Source organism: Streptosporangium album, assembly GCF_014203795.1.
GTDB classification, from domain to species: domain Bacteria; phylum Actinomycetota; class Actinomycetes; order Streptosporangiales; family Streptosporangiaceae; genus Streptosporangium; species Streptosporangium album.
On sequence record NZ_JACHJU010000005.1, the window covers coordinates 221688 to 236702 of the forward strand.

Here is a 15015-nt window from a genome sequence, read left to right on the forward strand (position 1 = left end):
CAGACGACCTGGAATGAGTCCGGACATGCACGAGTAGGGCCGCGGCACACTCGATGGCGTGCGCGGGTTCGCAGACTCGCCCTGGCGAGGGTCAGCCCTTGATCGCGCCCTGCGTGATTCCGGCGACGAAGCTGCGCTGGAAGATCAGGTAGACGACGACCACTGGCGCGATCACGATGAGCGAGGCCGCGGCCAGCAGGGGGATGTCGGTTCCGTACTCGCCGACGAAGTACCCCAGGCCGGCCACAGCGGTCCGCCGGGTCGGGCTCTGCATCAGGACGAGAACGAGCAGGAACTGGTTCCACGCCCAGATGGACAGCAGGACGACCAGCGTCGTCAACGCCGCCTTGGAGATCGGCAGCAGGAGCTCCCGGAGAATCCGCCAGTCGCTGGCACCATCGATCCTCCCGGACTCGATCAGCGCCCGCGGCACTCCGCTGAAGTGCGTATGCATCCAGTAGACGCTGAACGGCAGGAACAGGGCGACCTCAGCCAAGGCGACGCCCATGTAGTTGTTCGTGAAGCCGACGGAATCGAGGTTGTAGTACAGGGAGATGATCACGAGCTCCGTCGGCAGCGTCAGCCCGATGACGAAGGTTGTCATGATCGCGCTGTGTCCCATGGGCCGAAGCACGGCCAGGCCGTACCCCGCCAGTGTCGCCAAGACGAGGGTCGAGGGGACGACGATCGCTCCTACGATGACGCTCGAGAGCATCAGGTCCGAGAACCTCCCCTGCTCCCAGGCGATCGCGAAGTTCTGCAGCGTCCAGGTGTGCGGGAGCTGGAATCCGCCCGTCTCCGAATCTCCACGGAGCGCGGCCAGGACAATACCGACGAACGGGATCAGGAATGCGACCGCGAACAGGATGAGCACGATGTGGCGGGCGAGGAGCACCGCTGGTGACGATTTCATGCCTTCTCCTTGGTGAGCCGGCGGATCACGGAGACGAAGATCAAGATCAGCACCGTGAGGACGATCGCGAGTGCTGCCGCGTGGCCGATCCGCTCGTAGGTGAAGGCGAGCCGGTAGACGAGCAGGCCGGGAACGGTCGTCGCGCTCTCCGGGCCACCACTCGTGGTCACGTAGACGAGGTCGAAGCTGGACAGCGCGGCGATCGTCGTGATGACCGCAGCGATCGAGATCTCGCCGCGGAGACCCGGCAAGGTGACACTGACGAATCGGCGGATCGGGCCGGCGCCGTCCATCGCCGCAGCCTCGTACAGCGACGAGTCAATCTTCTGCGCACCGCTGACGAACAGCATCATGCACAGACCGGACATGCCCCAGGTGCCCACGAGCCCGAGCGCGATCAGAGCGGTGTCCGTTCCTGCCAACCAGGGCGCTGCGAGAGCACCCAGGCCGATCGTCTCCAGGAACTCGTTCAGGGGGCCGTTCTCCGCGTAGAGCCAGCGCCAGGCGATGCCGACCGCGACGAGCGGGATCACCTGCGGGAGGAAGTAGATCACGCGGAACGCGGACAGGCCGCGCGTGCCCGATCCCATCAGCAGGCCTGCCAGCAGGAGGCCGAGCCCGATGGGCAGCACCGCGAAGAAGAACACGAGAACGAGACTGTGCAGGATCGAGTTGAACAGCTCTGGCTCGGTGAACACCTTCGCGTAGTTCTCGAACCCGACCCATTCGGCGGCGTTCAGGCCGTCCCAGTCGAGCATCGAGTAGTACAGCGTGTTGAACGCGGGCCAGATGCTGAAGGCCAGATAGATCAGCAGCGCTGGTGCGACGAACGCGATCGCGCCGAAGTGGCGACGCGGCGACAGGGATCGGGTGGATGGGCGCGGCTTGGCGGTACGCCCATCCGCTCGGAGGTTGAGCAGAGCCATTAGCGCTTGCTTTCCCAGTCGGCCTGCAGCGACTGGATGAAGGCCTTGGGCGTCTTGTTGCCGCTGATCACGCCCTGGATTCCGGCCGTGAGCGGGTCGATGATCGAGCTGGTGGCCCAGTTGGCGAACGGAGTGATACCGCCGCCGTCGACCACCGCCTTGTAGGCGCCCACGAATTCGCCCTTCACCTTGTCGGGGTCGCCGTCGATTGGCTGGATCGGGATGAATCCGCCGTCGTATACCCCCTGCGCAGCCTTCTCGCTGATGATGTAGTTCAGGAAGGCGGCAGCGACGTCCTTGTTCTTGGACTTCGCCGAGATCGAGTACGGGAAGCCGGAACCGGTCGCCAGGGCGGGCTGGTCGGCAGTCTCACCCGGGAGCGGGAAGAAGCCCAGGTCGTCGCCCAACTTCTCGGAGAGCTCCTTCGCGTTCCAGTTGCCGGAGAGGAAGTAGCCGCGCTGCCCGCTCGTGAGCTCGGTGATGGCGTCCGGGTCCGCGACAGCGCTGACCCCTTTGGCCATGTAGCCGGAGTCGGCCCACTTCTTGACGGTGGCTGCGGCCTTCTCGAAGCCGGGGTCGTTCAGGAGCGTCGCGCCGGGCTCGCCGTAGACCCAGGAGCTGAACACCTTGGGGTCGGCCATGACGTTGGAGAGCGCGCCCCACAGCTGGAAACCACCCGTGGCCAGGGCGGGCACCGCGAGCGGAGTCACACCTTTGGCCTTGACCGTCGCCAGGTCGTCCTCGAACTCGGCAAGGCTCTTCGGCTCATCGGTGATCCCCGCAGCTTCGGTGACGGCCTTGTTGTAGAAGACGCCGACCATCTGCACCGCACCGGGCAACGCGTACAGGTTGCCCGTGCCGTACTGGGTCGCGTCCTTGTTGGACGTGAGGATCCCCAGCAGCGACGGCGACACCTGATCGCGCCAGCCGTACGCCTTGGCGTAGTCGTCGAGTGGGAGGACGAGTCCGGCCGGGACGATGGCGCGCATCGGCGCAGGGCTGTACTGCACGATGTCGGGTGAGTCGTTAGACGACATCGCCAGCTTGAGGCTGGTCTGGTAGTCGGCGAAGGGTGTCTCGATCAGGTCGAAGGTGACGTTCGGGTGGAGCTTCGTGAACCCCTCGGCGAGCGGGGTGATCGGCTGCACGCTGGCATAGGACAGCTTGAGCTTGACCGGCTTGCCCGTGAGCTCGGTGCTCACCGCCGAAGATCCGGAAGGCTTGCCTGACTTGCCGCCGGTTCCGCAGCCGGCGAGCGCGACAGTCAAGACGATTGCACCGACGAGAGCAACATTGCGCTTCATTGCCAATTCCCTTCTTCATGGGGTTCTGAGAGGCACTATGGCCGCTGGATTGTGCCGTCTGGTCGACGCACCCGGCTGTAGTGCCAGTTGGACATCGGGGACACCGGGGGATGCCTCGCCGCTTCGCGTTCATCGAAACCGATGCCGAGGCCAGGGGCGCCGGAGGGCTCCAGTACGCCGTTCCGGGTCACGGGCGTTCCCGGGAAGACGGATCTGGCCTGGTCGGAGAACTCGAAGTGCTCGTGGATGCCGAACGCGGGAGATGCCAGGTCCATGGCGAGGTTCGCCATGTGCCCGATCGGAGAGACATCGCGAGGGCCGTGCCAAGCAGTGCGCACGCCGTGGACCTCCGCGAGCATCGCCAGGCGCCAGGCCGGGGTGATGCCGCCGAGCGCTGAGACGTGGCATCGGATGAAATCGACGAGCCGCTCCGTCACGAGCGCGTTGAAGCTGCGCATGTCCGTCAGGAGTTCACCCAACGCGAGCGGCGTGATCGTCTGCTTGCGGATCGTGCGCATCCAGTCGAGGTCCTCAGGCGCGACGGGGTCCTCTGCGAACAACAGTCCGAACGGCTCGAGCGCACGGAGGAGTCTGATCGCGTCCGCGGGATCGACGCGCTCGTGGATGTCGTGCAGGAAACGCACTCGGCCGTCGAAGCGCGCGGTCAGCTCCTCGAACACACCGGGGATGAACCGGACGTACTGCTCCGGATCCCAGCTGATGTGCGAGTCGCTCTGTTGAGCCGCGCCGTAGGTCGAGGTCCCCGGGACGGTGATCTGACAGCGAACGACCTGATATCCGGCCGCGGCACATGCTTCGACCTCGTCCATGAGCTCCGCGACATCACGACCGGAGGCGTGCACGTACGTCGCCACCGAGCGGCGCACCCTTCCCCCGAGGAGCTGCCACACCGGCAGCCCGGCAGTCTTGCCCGTGATGTCCCACAGAGCCATGTCCACCCCGGCCAGTGCGCTGTTCAGCACCGGCCCGCCCCGCCAGTAGCTGTCGACCTGGCTGCTGTTCCAGATGTCGGTGATCTCCTGGGCGGACCGCCCGACGAGCCGCGGAGCCAGATACTCGTCGACGGCGCACTTCACGGCATCGGCGCGCTGATGAAACGTTGCGCAACCCAGCCCCTCGAGTCCGTCGACACTTGTCCGCACGCGGACGACCACGAGGTTCACACCCTCGGGAGCCGTGATGATCGCCTCGACCGACGTGATGCGGACATCCTCGTCGTTCCCCCAGGGGACGGTGTGATCCACCGCCTTCGGCGCGTAGGCCGGCGCGATGCGGCGGCGATCGGCGACGTCCGCGGCGCCTTCGCTGAGCTGGTCGATGTCCTTCACGTGTCCCCTTTGGCAGGTGTGCGGGCCACGTTAGGGAGAGAATCCATATACGGCAATGATGGATCCGATGGTGCAACTACCGCCTAGCTTTGTTGTCGTATATGCAACTTTATTGAGCCATATGCACCGCGATCCTATGATCGCGGCATGACTAGCGAAGAAGACCACACACTCGCGGCAGGGTCCCTGTCCTTCGGTCTCGATTCGGTTGGCACGCGCGCTTCCCTCACGGGAGGCCGCTTCACGACCAGTGCGCGTGGGCGGTTCTGGTCGCTATCCGTGATGATCGGCGACCAACGCGATGTCGCAGTGCATTCGGAGCAGCAGCGCTCGACCGTGGTTCGGCACGACGACACGCTCGTCATCTCCTACGACACGTTGACCACGGTCGCCGGAGCGACCATCGACGTGGATCTCGTCATCGTGGTCTCCGCAGGAGTGGACGAGCTCTCGTTCCGCGCGACCGGCGAGGCCGGGACCGGGATCACGCTGCGCGAGATGTCGCTGCCGATCGTCGAGCTCGCACCCGGCCCCGCCTCGCAGCACGAGGCGCTCTACCGGTCGGAGGGACTCGGTAGGAAGATCGAGAGGCCGCGTACTCGACTTGCGCGTGCACATTCCGAGTACATGCGCGACGACTCGGCCGGCATCTGGGAGCAATCCGCGTACCCCGGCGAGATGAGCATGCCGTGGCAGGGACTGGAGTCGGGCGACCGGTTCCTCTACCTGGCCCGCCACGATCCGGACTTCCGTGGGGCCCTCTTCAGCGCCGGGATCCCGGCTCGCGGCACGGAGGGCGAGCTCTGGTTGTCCGTCGTGACCCCGCTCGACCGAAGCTCGATCGACACCGGGGAGATCGTCGTCGCGCTGCTCGCAGGAGGCTGGCGTGCAGGAGCACGGCGATACCGGGAGTGGGCCGACAGCTGGTACCACGGCCCGCCGGCGTCGCGGAGCAAGCTCAAGGGGTGGCAGCGGATCATCATGCGGCATCAGTTCGGCGCCGAGCAGTTCCACTACGACGACCTGGTGCCCATCTTCGAGCTCGGCCGCGAACACGGACTGGATGGGATCCTCCTGTTCGGGTGGTGGAAGGCCGGCTTCGATCGCGGCTACCCGATCTACGAGGCGGACGAGGAGCTGGGCGGTGCGGAGGCCCTGGCTCGGGCGATCAAGACGATCAACGATCGCGGCGGATTCATCTCGCTCTACGCCAACGGCAACATCATCGACAGGACGACGCAGTACTACTCCGACCACGCCGACGAGGTCACCAAGAAGGACTCCCGCGGCCTGGACTACGTCGCCGGCTACGACTTCGCCGGAGAGTCGTTGACCATGCGCTACTTCGCGGCACCGTCGTTCGTCGCCGCCTGCCACGGCGCGCCGCGGTGGCGGGATCAGATGGCATCCGTCGCTGCTACCCAGGCATCGCTCGGCGCCCGCTCCGTGTTCTTCGACCAGACCGGGTTCCACCTGACCGCCTGGCCCTGCTACGACGAGCGCCACGAGCACGGCGAGCGCACGAACCTGGAGACCGCGTACCGGGCGCAGACCTTCAAGCAGATCCGGGAGGCAGCGGATGGCGCGGCGGTCGGTTCGGAGGGCATGGTCGACAATCTCATCCCGCTCCTCGACTTCAACCACGGCCTCGGATTCGCGTTCCAGTACCAGGACGAGGCGTTCCCCGGCCTGTTCCGCACGGCCTTCCCCGAGCCGGTCGTCTCGAACCGCTTCATCCACGACGAACGACCGGGCTGGGAGGACCAGCTCAACTTCGCGTTCGCGTACAACCTCGCATTCGACGTCGCGATCCATCGTGCACGGCGCACGATCGACTCCGCGCCCGCCTACGCGGACCGGATCAGGCGTCTGGTCGGTCTGCGCCGCGAGCACGCGCGGATCTTCGACGACGGTTCGTTCGAGCTGATCGACGACGGCACGCTCCTGCACACGCGCTACTCGCTCGAAGATGACCAGGTCGACATCTACTGGAACCGCGGCAGTCTGCCGGCCGAACTCGACGAGGGCCTGCAGGTGCATCCCAGCGACGTGGTCGTCAGTGCGGGGCGCCGCTGATGCGAAAGCTCCTGATCACGGGCGGCGCCGGCGCCATCGGCTCGGGCTACGCGGAGTGGGCGCGCGATCGCTATCAGGTCACGCTCCTCGACCTGCCGGGACAGTTCGACGACCGGCACGCGCACCTCGGGCGACTGGTCGAAGCCGACCTCAGGCAACTGGATGAGATCCGTGAAGCGTTCGACGGCGTCGACACCGTCCTCCATCTCGGCGGTGAACGCCACCCCTGGGCGACGTGGTCGAGCCTGCTGCCGGCGAACATCGTGGGGACGTACAACGTGATCGCCGCGGCCGTGGCAGCGGCCTGCCGGAGAGTCGTCTACGCATCCTCCGTCCACGCCGTCTCCGGCTACCCGCCGGGCTCGGGTGTCACCGAGGACGACCCAGTCCACCCGGGGGATCTGTACGGCGTCACGAAGGCCTTCGGTGAGGCGCTCGGCAGCTTCGTCGCCAGCACCGAGCAGCTGTCGTTCGTTGCGCTCCGCATTGGCGCGTTCCAGGATCCGCGGGTCATCGACGCTCCCGAAACCGGCTGGATGCTGCAGGACTACACCGCACCGACCGACCTGTACCGTCTGATCGACACCGTGATCGACGCCGAACCCCTGCGCTTCGAGATCTACAACGCGGTGAGCGGGAACACCTTCACGCGTCTGCCGATGAACAAAGCCCGCGAAGACTTCGGCTACGTACCCGACTACGATTCGTTCCAGCTGTCGACCCCGTTCCGTGAGGCCATCCGCGCGGTGGGCGGGGTCGCCGACCGCGCGATGGAGTCGGGAATGCGCGAGGAGATCGAATCCTCGACCCGCCGAAAGGAGATCGCGTGACGGAGGAGGCTCGCCACCGCGCACTGGCGCGCGGGTTGCGGATCCTGGAAGCCGTCGCAGACGGCCGCGGAGGTTTGACCGTGACCGAACTGGCCGAGCTCACCGGAACGGACAAGAGTTCCGTCTCCCGGCTCGTCGCCACGCTGGTCGACCTGGGATTCCTCGCCCGCCTCGGCAACAGGCGCGTCGTCCTGACCGGCCGGGTCCTGAGTCTCGCGAAAGGATTCCAGAAGCAGTACAACCTGAGCGAGATCGCCCGGCCCTACCTCAAAGAACTCTGCGATGTGGTCGGCGAGACCGTGATCCTCACAATCCGGCAAGGCGACTACACCGTCAGCATAGAGCAGATCGATCCGGAGCAACCGTTCCGGATGGTCCCGCACATCGGGAACCTCGCCCCGTTGCACGCAACCGCCGCGGGCCGCGCCATCCTCTTCGCCCTTCCAGTCGTCGAGCAGCACCGCATCCTCGACAACCTCCGCGACGCACCGGTCGAGCATCCCGAAGTCCGGCTCGACCGCGAGAGCTGGGCACGCGAGTTGGAGCTCGCCCGATCACGGGGGTACGTCTGGATCCCGCGAACCGACGACGTCGAACGCGTCGCAGCGCTCGCCCAGGACCGGAACGGCCTCCCGCTCGCGGCCGTGTCCGTCTACGGCCCGAAATACCGCATGCAGAGCCGCGTCACCGAGCTCGGACGCGAAGCGCGCGCGACCGCGGCGAAGATGTCACGCGCGGCATACGGGATCCGCGCACGCGAGCACGGCCAGTGACCGCTGCTGAACCCGCCACCATCGCGTGGGGCGGCACCCGCGCCACCGTCGATCCCATCGGTGCCACCCTCACCGGGCTCCGGCTCGGCGACGAGTCGATCCTGGCCGGCCCCGGCCGGGTCGCGCCAGCACTGGGCCACCACGGCGCGGTGCTCACCCCCTGGCCCAACCGCCTCGCCGACGGCAGGTACGAGTTCGCGGGGCGCGCCCATCAACTCCCGATCAACGATCCGGCGTACGGCCACGCCCTGCACGGCCTCGCGTTCGACCAGCTATGGGCCCTGGAGCGCCGGAGCACATCGTCGGTCTCGTTCGGCCGCATCGTAGGAGGGGTCGACGGGTATCCGTTCCTTGTGGCCGTGACCGTCACCTACACGGTCACGGCCACGGGTTTGCACTGCGACGCAGCGTGGGTCAACATCGGTGATCGGATCGCTCCGTTCGGCATCGGGTTCCACCCCTACTTCAGACCGGGACCGTCGCCGCTGACGGATTGGATCCTGAAGCTCACCGCGCCGAGCTACCTCGAGACCGACCCGCTCTCGGCTCTCCCGACCCGACTGCGTCTCGTGGACAACTCCGGGTTCGATTTTCGAGAGGGCCGCGCGCTCGGTCCAGATCGGTTCAGCGTTGCGTACGCGGTGGCTCCCACAGAGGATGCAGGAGACGTCACACTCTCTGATCCGGCCGGTTTGACCCTCACGATCCGCACCTCCCCGGCATTCCGCTGGGTCCAGGTGTTCTCAGGCGACCTCCCGAGCAAGCACCTCACCCGCACCGGTGTCGGGATCGAACCACAGACCTGCCCGCCGAACGCTTTTGCGACGGGAACGGATCTGATTGTGCTCCAACCCGGCGAGTCCGGCTCGGCGGCATGGTCTGTGGATGGAGCGCCGTCGGACTGATTCGCCCGCCTGACCCCGGCTTCCCGATAACCAACGAAGATCGAGCCACCGTTTACTGGACAGATCCGGCCGGGCCAGATATCCCAAGTCCGGAGCAGGACGGGCCGGAACGCGATCAGCGTTCCGGCCCGTGCCCGTCAACGCACGCGGGTCTGGGATGCCAGCGTGCCCCCGGCAGAGGCCTCCCACCCGGCCACCACCCACGGGTGGGCGCCCGTGGTGCGCGTCAGCGGCACCCTCACGGTCGTGGTGCCGCTCCTGGAGACGGTGACGACTCGGCTGCCCGCCGTACCCTGGTCATCGCGCACGAACAGGTGTGCCTTGCCGGCGGCCTTGGCGCGCAGCGTCACCTCCACGACGTTCTGGCCGCTCACGGCGGAGGTGACCGACCCGCTCTGGGACGCCTTCGCCGCGGGACCGCCCGCGAGCGGGAGGTGGATGCGGACCGCCTGCTCCAGCGACTGCGGCGAGTCCAGGCTGGACAGGCCGGTGTCGGGGATCACCGGGTCGGGCGGAGTGGTCGGCCGTCCCGCCGGAGGCTGGTACCCCGGCAGCGTCGCGATGCCCCACCGGTACGGGTCGCCCTGCACGCCACCCCACGTTGACCAGCCGATCCGGGTCTGGCCGGTCTTGTCCTGGGTGTCGGAGTCGTACACCAGGATGTTCATCCCGAGATGCTCGGGATCGACCGCGCCCGGTAGGATCCCCATCGGGATGGCCATCTCCACCGCGTACCCTCCGGAGGAGACCTTCGAGGCCACCCGCATGCCCGGAGCGGTCTGCTCGCCAGGTCCCTGACGGTTGTCGGCGTCCCGTTCGAAGCACGGCGGGCCCTCGGCGGTCACCGGCAGCACCGCGGCCTTGAACGTCGTGGAGGTGTTCTCCGACGTGCCGCGCGGGTCGAAGGTCACCTCGACAGAGTCGGTACGCCAGTGCCGTTTGCAGTCCGACGTGGGCAGGCGGGTGCCGGCCACGTCGTCCTTCACCTGGACCAGCAGGAACAGCGTGTCGTCATGCCAGGTGACCTTGGCCGTGCCCGAGCAGTCTGCCGCCGACGAGCACGCGGTGCCCTCCCACAGGCGGGAGATGTCCAGGGAGGGGCTGGTGTACTCGCCTGCGCCCTCGACGCCGTCGACGGCCGGCGCCGACGCGGCCTGCGGGATGGATGTCGCCGGGACCAGTTCGAGCGCGGGCTTGCTCACGCTGGACCCGTCCGAGCTGGTGGTGGTGATGGTGTAGGCGTAGTCGCCGCCCTCGTTCGAGGTCTTCAGCGAGGCGTCGGAGTTGTCGACAGTGAACGGCACGGTCATCGAGGCCCCGGCCGCCAGGCCGCTGTAGCTCGACTCGGCACGGTCGGCGGTGAAGCCCGCGGGCAGGTCCAGGCGTACGGTTCCGGACTGGGTGGTGTCGCTTACGTTGGTGACCACGACGCCCAGCTGGCGGGAGCCGCCGGACGGGAGGGTGAGCACGGGCGTGACCAGGCTGCGAAGCTGAGGCACGTTGAGTTCCGCAGCCCACTTCTCGTACTGGCCGACCTGGGGAAGCAGCTGCTGCCCCCCTCGTACGGCCGGGCTGACCTCGACCTGCCGGTCGGTGTAGCCGCGGCCCCGTTCGGTGGTCAGCGTCGCCGCGACGCGCGCCCGGTCACCCGGGGCCGAGCTCTGCGGTGGCGTCACCGTGAACATCGCCGATCCGGTACGTCCCGGAGCCAGCCTGTCGAGCTCGCCAGATCCGCTGACCTGCCAGCCCTCGGGGACGCGCAGCGCCACGGCCGATCGGCCCAGCGGCTCGCGCGACGGCGCGGTCGCGGTGACCTTGACGGTGAACGGCGTCCCCGGGCGCACGTCGAACGTGCTGGGACGCAGGTCGAGCAGAGTGCCGAGCGGGACGGCGCCCGATGCCCTGACCAGTGCGCCGTCGAGGACCGCCGTGGGCGCGGCGGCCGCCGCGGTGCCCGGCTCGGGGAACGGCACCCGCGAGTCCACCTGGGTGAAGAAGTCGCAGCCGAGCTGGGCGGGGTCGGACGGTACGTCGGGGAAGACGGCCCAGCCCTGGGAGGCGTACGCGCGCTGCGCGTCGCGCTCGATGGCCGCCCAGGCTCTGCCCTGGCTCTGGGAAGCGCGCCCGCTCCACACGCCGTACACGTTCTGCGCCGGGTTGTCGGGGCGGAACGTCGAGGCGCAGTCGGGGCCGTTCTGGGAGGTGCCGCGCGCCCGGCCGAGGAGCACGCGGGCGGGCGCGAAGGGGCGCAGCCCTTCACGGGTGATCTGCTCGGGGAACGCCTTGGGGTCGGCCGCCGCGTAGAACGCCTCGACGGCCAGCCGTGCCGCCTGCTGGTGGTTTCCGTGGTTGCCGGGGGAGGGGGCCGGATCCATGGTCAGCAGGACCTCGGGCCGGGTCTGGCGGACGATCCGCACGACCTTCCCGAGCGTGTCGCCTCCCCAGATCTGGTCGGTCAGCGGGGCGCTTACGGTGTAGTAGAAGTCGACGTCGTCGAGGTTGAACACGTCCCGCACGCCGGCCTTGGCGACAGCCGTACGCTCCTCGGCCTCCCGCAGCAGGCCGAGCGCCGGGCCTTCCTCGGGCCCGACGGCGTTGCCGCCTCCCTCGCCCCTGGTGACGGTGACGACGCCGGTGCGGATGTCGTGGTCCTCGTTCCACTGTCCGAGCGTCGACAGGCTGAAGGCCTCGTCGTCGGGATGGGCGCCGACGAACAGCGCATCGAGATCGGCGGGAGCCTTCTCGGCCGACGCGGGAAGGACGGTGGGCACGAGGGCGAGCACGGACGCCAGGAGCAGCGTCAAGGGTGTGCGCATGGAGCCTCCGGGAGTTACTCGCGGACCGCCCCCTGGAGCAGTCCGCGGATGAAGTGACGTTGGAGGAACAGATAGAAGATCACAACCGGGGTTGCGACGATGACGGATCCGGCCGCGAGGAGGGTGAAGCCGGAGGTGTACTGGCCCTGGAAGAAGGCCAGTCCCAGTGGTGCGGTGCGCAGCGACTCGTCGGTCACCATGATCAGCGGGATGAGGAACTCGTTCCACGTCCACATGAAGACCAGGACGGTCAGGGTGACGATGGCGGGCCGGGCGGGAGGCACCAGCACCTGCCACAGGATGCGCCAGACCGAGGCGCCGTCGATGCGGGCGGCCTCGACGATGGCGCGGCTGCTGGCGCGGAAGTAGGCCCGCATCCAGAAGGTGCCGAACGCCACCGACAGCGCCACCTGCGGCAGCGCGACCGACCAGAACGTGTCGATCATGCCGAGAGTGCGCAGGTCGAAGTAGAGCGGCACCGCGATGGCCTCGCTCGGCATCATGATCCCGAGCAGGAACAGATAGAACAGCACGGATTGGCCGCGGAAGCGCATGGTGCCGAACGCGTACCCGCTCATGATCGACAATACGACGCTGACGACCACGACGAACAACGACACCGCCAGGCTGCTCCGCAGATAGGTGCCGAACCGCCCGATCTCCCACGCCGCCGCGAAGTTGCCCATGTGCAGTCCGGCCACGCTGAACCCCTGCCGGGCCGGGCCGGCGCTGTCGTCGGGACCGAGCGCGGCCAGCAGGATCGTCAGGATGGGGAACAGCGCGAACGCGGCGAACGCCGTCAGGATCACGTAGTTGGCCAGTCGCTCAGAGCGAGAGATCACGAGACGCCCCTGTCGGCGAAGCGGTTGATCACGAACGAGATCGCGAAGATGGCGACGGTCAGGGTGACGCCGATCGCCGCCGCCGAGCCGACCTGGCCGAGCCCGAAGGCCCGATGGTAGACCTCGTACGACGGCACCGAGGTCGAGTCACCAGGACCGCCTCGCGTGGTGATGTACACCAGGTCGAACGTCCGCAGCGCGGCGATCACCGTCAGTGTCAACGCCACGGCGATCTCCCCTCGCACCGAGGGCAGCGTGACCGCGAAGAACTCCCTGAGCGCGCCCGCCCCGTCGAGCCGGGCCGCCTCGTACAGCTCCGTCGGGATGCGGCTCATCCCGGCGAGCAGCAGCACGGTGACCAGGCCGGTCTCAAACCATGTGCCGACCACGCCGACCGCCGGCAGGGCGAAGGTGTAGTCGCCCAGCCAGCCCCTCGTGAGCGAGTCGAGCCCGACCGCGCCGAGCAGGTCGTTGAGTGTGCCGTCCGGGGCGTACACGCGCCGCCAGGCGACGGCCACCACGACCATGGCGACCACCTGCGGCAGGAACACCACCGTACGGAAGAAGCCGAGCCCGCGCACCTTCGCGTGGTTGAGTATCGCGGCCAGTGTCAGCCCGATGGCCAGCGGCGCCAGCGCATAGAACGCCATGAGAACCAGGGCGTGGCCGAACGCGGCTCGCAATCTCTCGTCCGCGACGATCGCGGCGTAGTTGGCCAGCCCCACCCACCGGCCGAGGCTCAGCCCGTCCCAGTCGTACAACGACAGGTGCACCGCGCGGCCGATCGGATAGAGCAGGAACGCCGCGTAGACGAGGAAAGCCGGCAGCAGGAAGAGATAGGCGACGCGGCGGGGCTCACCGGGAGGACGGCCGATCATTCGTTGCTTTCCGCGAAAGACTGGTAATCCTTCTCCAGCGTGGCCAGGAACTCCTGCGGAGTGGACTTCTTGGCCAGCAGGTCCTGCACCGCCGCGCCCAGCGTGTCGGCGAAGGTGGGGGTGGCGTAGTCGAGGTAGGGCACCAGGCCGTCCTGCTTGGTGACGGTGCCGAACGCCGTGAACATGTCCTGCTGCGAGCCGGCCTTCACGCTCTGCTGATCGGTGTCGGCGATCGGCAGGAGGCCGTTGGTGGTGAGCACTTTCATGGCGTCGGCGTTGGCGATGAAGTCGATGTACGCGGCCGCGGCGTCGGGGTTGGGGCTCTTGGCCGTGATGGCGAACGGCAGGCCCGTGCCGCCGGTCGCGACGGGTGCGGCTGCTTGCGTGGTGCCGGGCGGGAGGATGAAGCCCAGGTTCTTGCCCATGGACTTCTCCAGGTCGGTGATCAGCCAGGTGCCCCCGATCAGGAAGACCCCTTCACCCTTGCCGAACGCCTGCCACGCCGGGTCGTAGCCTTGGCCGTTGAAGCCCTTGTTGAAATAGCCCTTGTCGACCCAGTCCACGATCTGCTCGGCGGCCTTGGTGTTTTCCGGCGTGGTCCACGAGGCGCCCTTGCGGCCGAAGGCCAGCGTGGTGATCTGATCGGCTGGGACGTGCCGTCCCTGTACGGTGCCGAAGACGTGGATGCCCGGCCACTTGTCGAGGTTGCCGAGCTGCATCGGCACCTCGCCGGCAGCCTTGGCCTTGGCCAGTGCGGTCTGGAACTCCTCCCAGGTCTTCGGCGGCTGCAGGCCGAGCTTGGTCAGTTTGGCGGCGTTGTAGAGGATGCCGACGACCTCGCCGACCTGGGGCATGCCGTACAGGTTGCCCTTGCCGAACACCTTGCCGTCGGCACTGTAGCTCACGTACTGCAGGACAGACCGCGGATAGCGCTTCTTCCACCCGTACGCGTCGGCGTAGGCGTCCAGCGGGCGGAGGTGGCCGGCCTTGACGAACGCACCCATCTGGGGCCGGCCGTTGTTGGCCTGCACCACGTCCGGTGGCTCATTACTGCTCAACGCCAGGCGCAGGGTGGTGTTGAGGTCGTCGAAGGAGCGCGACACGCGCTTAAGCTTGATGTTGGGGTACTTCGCCTCGAACGCGGCGTTGAGCTGCTTCATCTGGGCGTTCTGTCCGCCGCGCACCTCCTGGTCCCAGATGGTGAGGGTCACGTTGCCGAGGGCGGCGGCGTCGGTGCGCACCGCCGAGGCGCTGGGCTGTGCCGAGGACGCCGCGGGCGGAGCCGAGGATCCGGGCGCGCACGCCGACGCGGCGAGGGCAACGAGACCGGCGGCGAGTGCGGCGCGGGTCCGGGCGTGCCGCATGTTCCGCGGCCAGCCCTTTCGCGTCGAGGCGATCATGGT

At 67.8% G+C, this 15015-nt stretch carries 12 protein-coding genes; 4 read left to right on the forward strand and 8 right to left on the reverse strand.

From position 1 onward, the window contains the following. Positions 1–91 precede the first annotated feature (91 nt). The 4 genes from FHR32_RS37410 to FHR32_RS46980 all read right to left on the reverse strand — a co-directional run bounded on the left by FHR32_RS37410 (position 92) and on the right by FHR32_RS46980 (position 4492). On the reverse strand, positions 92–913 hold the full coding sequence (locus FHR32_RS37410) for a carbohydrate ABC transporter permease (RefSeq protein ID WP_184759209.1): 822 nt from the start codon (positions 911–913) through the stop codon (positions 92–94). Beyond that, positions 910–1839 carry a carbohydrate ABC transporter permease gene (locus FHR32_RS37415; protein WP_184759210.1) on the reverse strand — a complete coding sequence of 310 codons (930 nt, stop codon included), beginning with the start codon at positions 1837–1839 and terminating at the stop codon, positions 910–912. Before FHR32_RS37415 ends, FHR32_RS37410 begins: the two co-directional genes overlap by 4 nt. Then, positions 1839–3041: an ABC transporter substrate-binding protein gene (locus FHR32_RS37420; protein WP_184759211.1), complete on the reverse strand. Its 1203-nt coding sequence runs from the start codon at positions 3039–3041 to the stop codon at positions 1839–1841. Before FHR32_RS37420 ends, FHR32_RS37415 begins: the two co-directional genes overlap by 1 nt. 137 nt (positions 3042–3178) lie before the next feature. Further along, entirely contained in the window at positions 3179–4492 is a 1314-nt protein-coding gene (locus FHR32_RS46980; RefSeq protein WP_221466762.1) for an enolase C-terminal domain-like protein, read from the reverse strand. Between the two features lie 147 nt (positions 4493–4639). Here FHR32_RS46980 and FHR32_RS37430 point away from each other — a divergent pair, with 147 nt between their 5' ends. From FHR32_RS37430 to FHR32_RS37445, 4 genes are read left to right on the forward strand one after another with little or no spacing between them, the layout of a single operon-like run. Further along, positions 4640–6568, forward strand: a complete 1929-nt coding sequence (locus FHR32_RS37430; protein WP_184759212.1) for a DUF6259 domain-containing protein — start codon at positions 4640–4642, stop codon at positions 6566–6568. Further along, positions 6568–7398 carry an NAD-dependent epimerase/dehydratase family protein gene (locus FHR32_RS37435; protein WP_184759213.1) on the forward strand — a complete coding sequence of 277 codons (831 nt, stop codon included), beginning with the start codon at positions 6568–6570 and terminating at the stop codon, positions 7396–7398. Before FHR32_RS37430 ends, FHR32_RS37435 begins: the two co-directional genes overlap by 1 nt. After that, the gene (locus FHR32_RS37440) at positions 7395–8171 is read left to right on the forward strand and encodes an IclR family transcriptional regulator (protein ID WP_184759214.1); all 777 of its coding nucleotides are present in this window, start codon (positions 7395–7397) and stop codon (positions 8169–8171) included. The genes FHR32_RS37435 and FHR32_RS37440 overlap by 4 nt, the downstream gene beginning before the upstream one ends. Beyond that, positions 8168–9076, forward strand: coding sequence for an aldose epimerase family protein (locus tag FHR32_RS37445; RefSeq protein WP_184759215.1), 909 nt, complete (start codon positions 8168–8170; stop codon positions 9074–9076). Before FHR32_RS37440 ends, FHR32_RS37445 begins: the two co-directional genes overlap by 4 nt. A 137-nt stretch (positions 9077–9213) precedes the next feature. Here FHR32_RS37445 and FHR32_RS37450 read toward each other — a convergent pair whose 3' ends face one another. The 4 genes from FHR32_RS37450 to FHR32_RS37465 are packed head-to-tail and all read right to left on the reverse strand — an operon-like array spanning position 9214 to position 15012. Next, a complete protein-coding gene (locus FHR32_RS37450; RefSeq protein ID WP_184759216.1) occupies positions 9214–11892 on the reverse strand; it encodes a sugar-binding protein in 2679 nt (892 codons plus the stop codon). A gap of 14 nt (positions 11893–11906) precedes the next feature. Next, complete coding sequence (locus FHR32_RS37455; RefSeq protein ID WP_184759217.1) at positions 11907–12734, reverse strand: carbohydrate ABC transporter permease; 828 nt, start codon at positions 12732–12734, stop codon at positions 11907–11909. Beyond that, complete coding sequence (locus FHR32_RS37460; RefSeq protein ID WP_184759218.1) at positions 12731–13612, reverse strand: carbohydrate ABC transporter permease; 882 nt, start codon at positions 13610–13612, stop codon at positions 12731–12733. The genes FHR32_RS37455 and FHR32_RS37460 overlap by 4 nt, the downstream gene beginning before the upstream one ends. Beyond that, entirely contained in the window at positions 13609–15012 is a 1404-nt protein-coding gene (locus FHR32_RS37465) for an extracellular solute-binding protein (RefSeq protein ID WP_246468406.1), read from the reverse strand. The genes FHR32_RS37460 and FHR32_RS37465 overlap by 4 nt, the downstream gene beginning before the upstream one ends. Between the last annotated feature and the right edge of the window lie 3 nt (positions 15013–15015).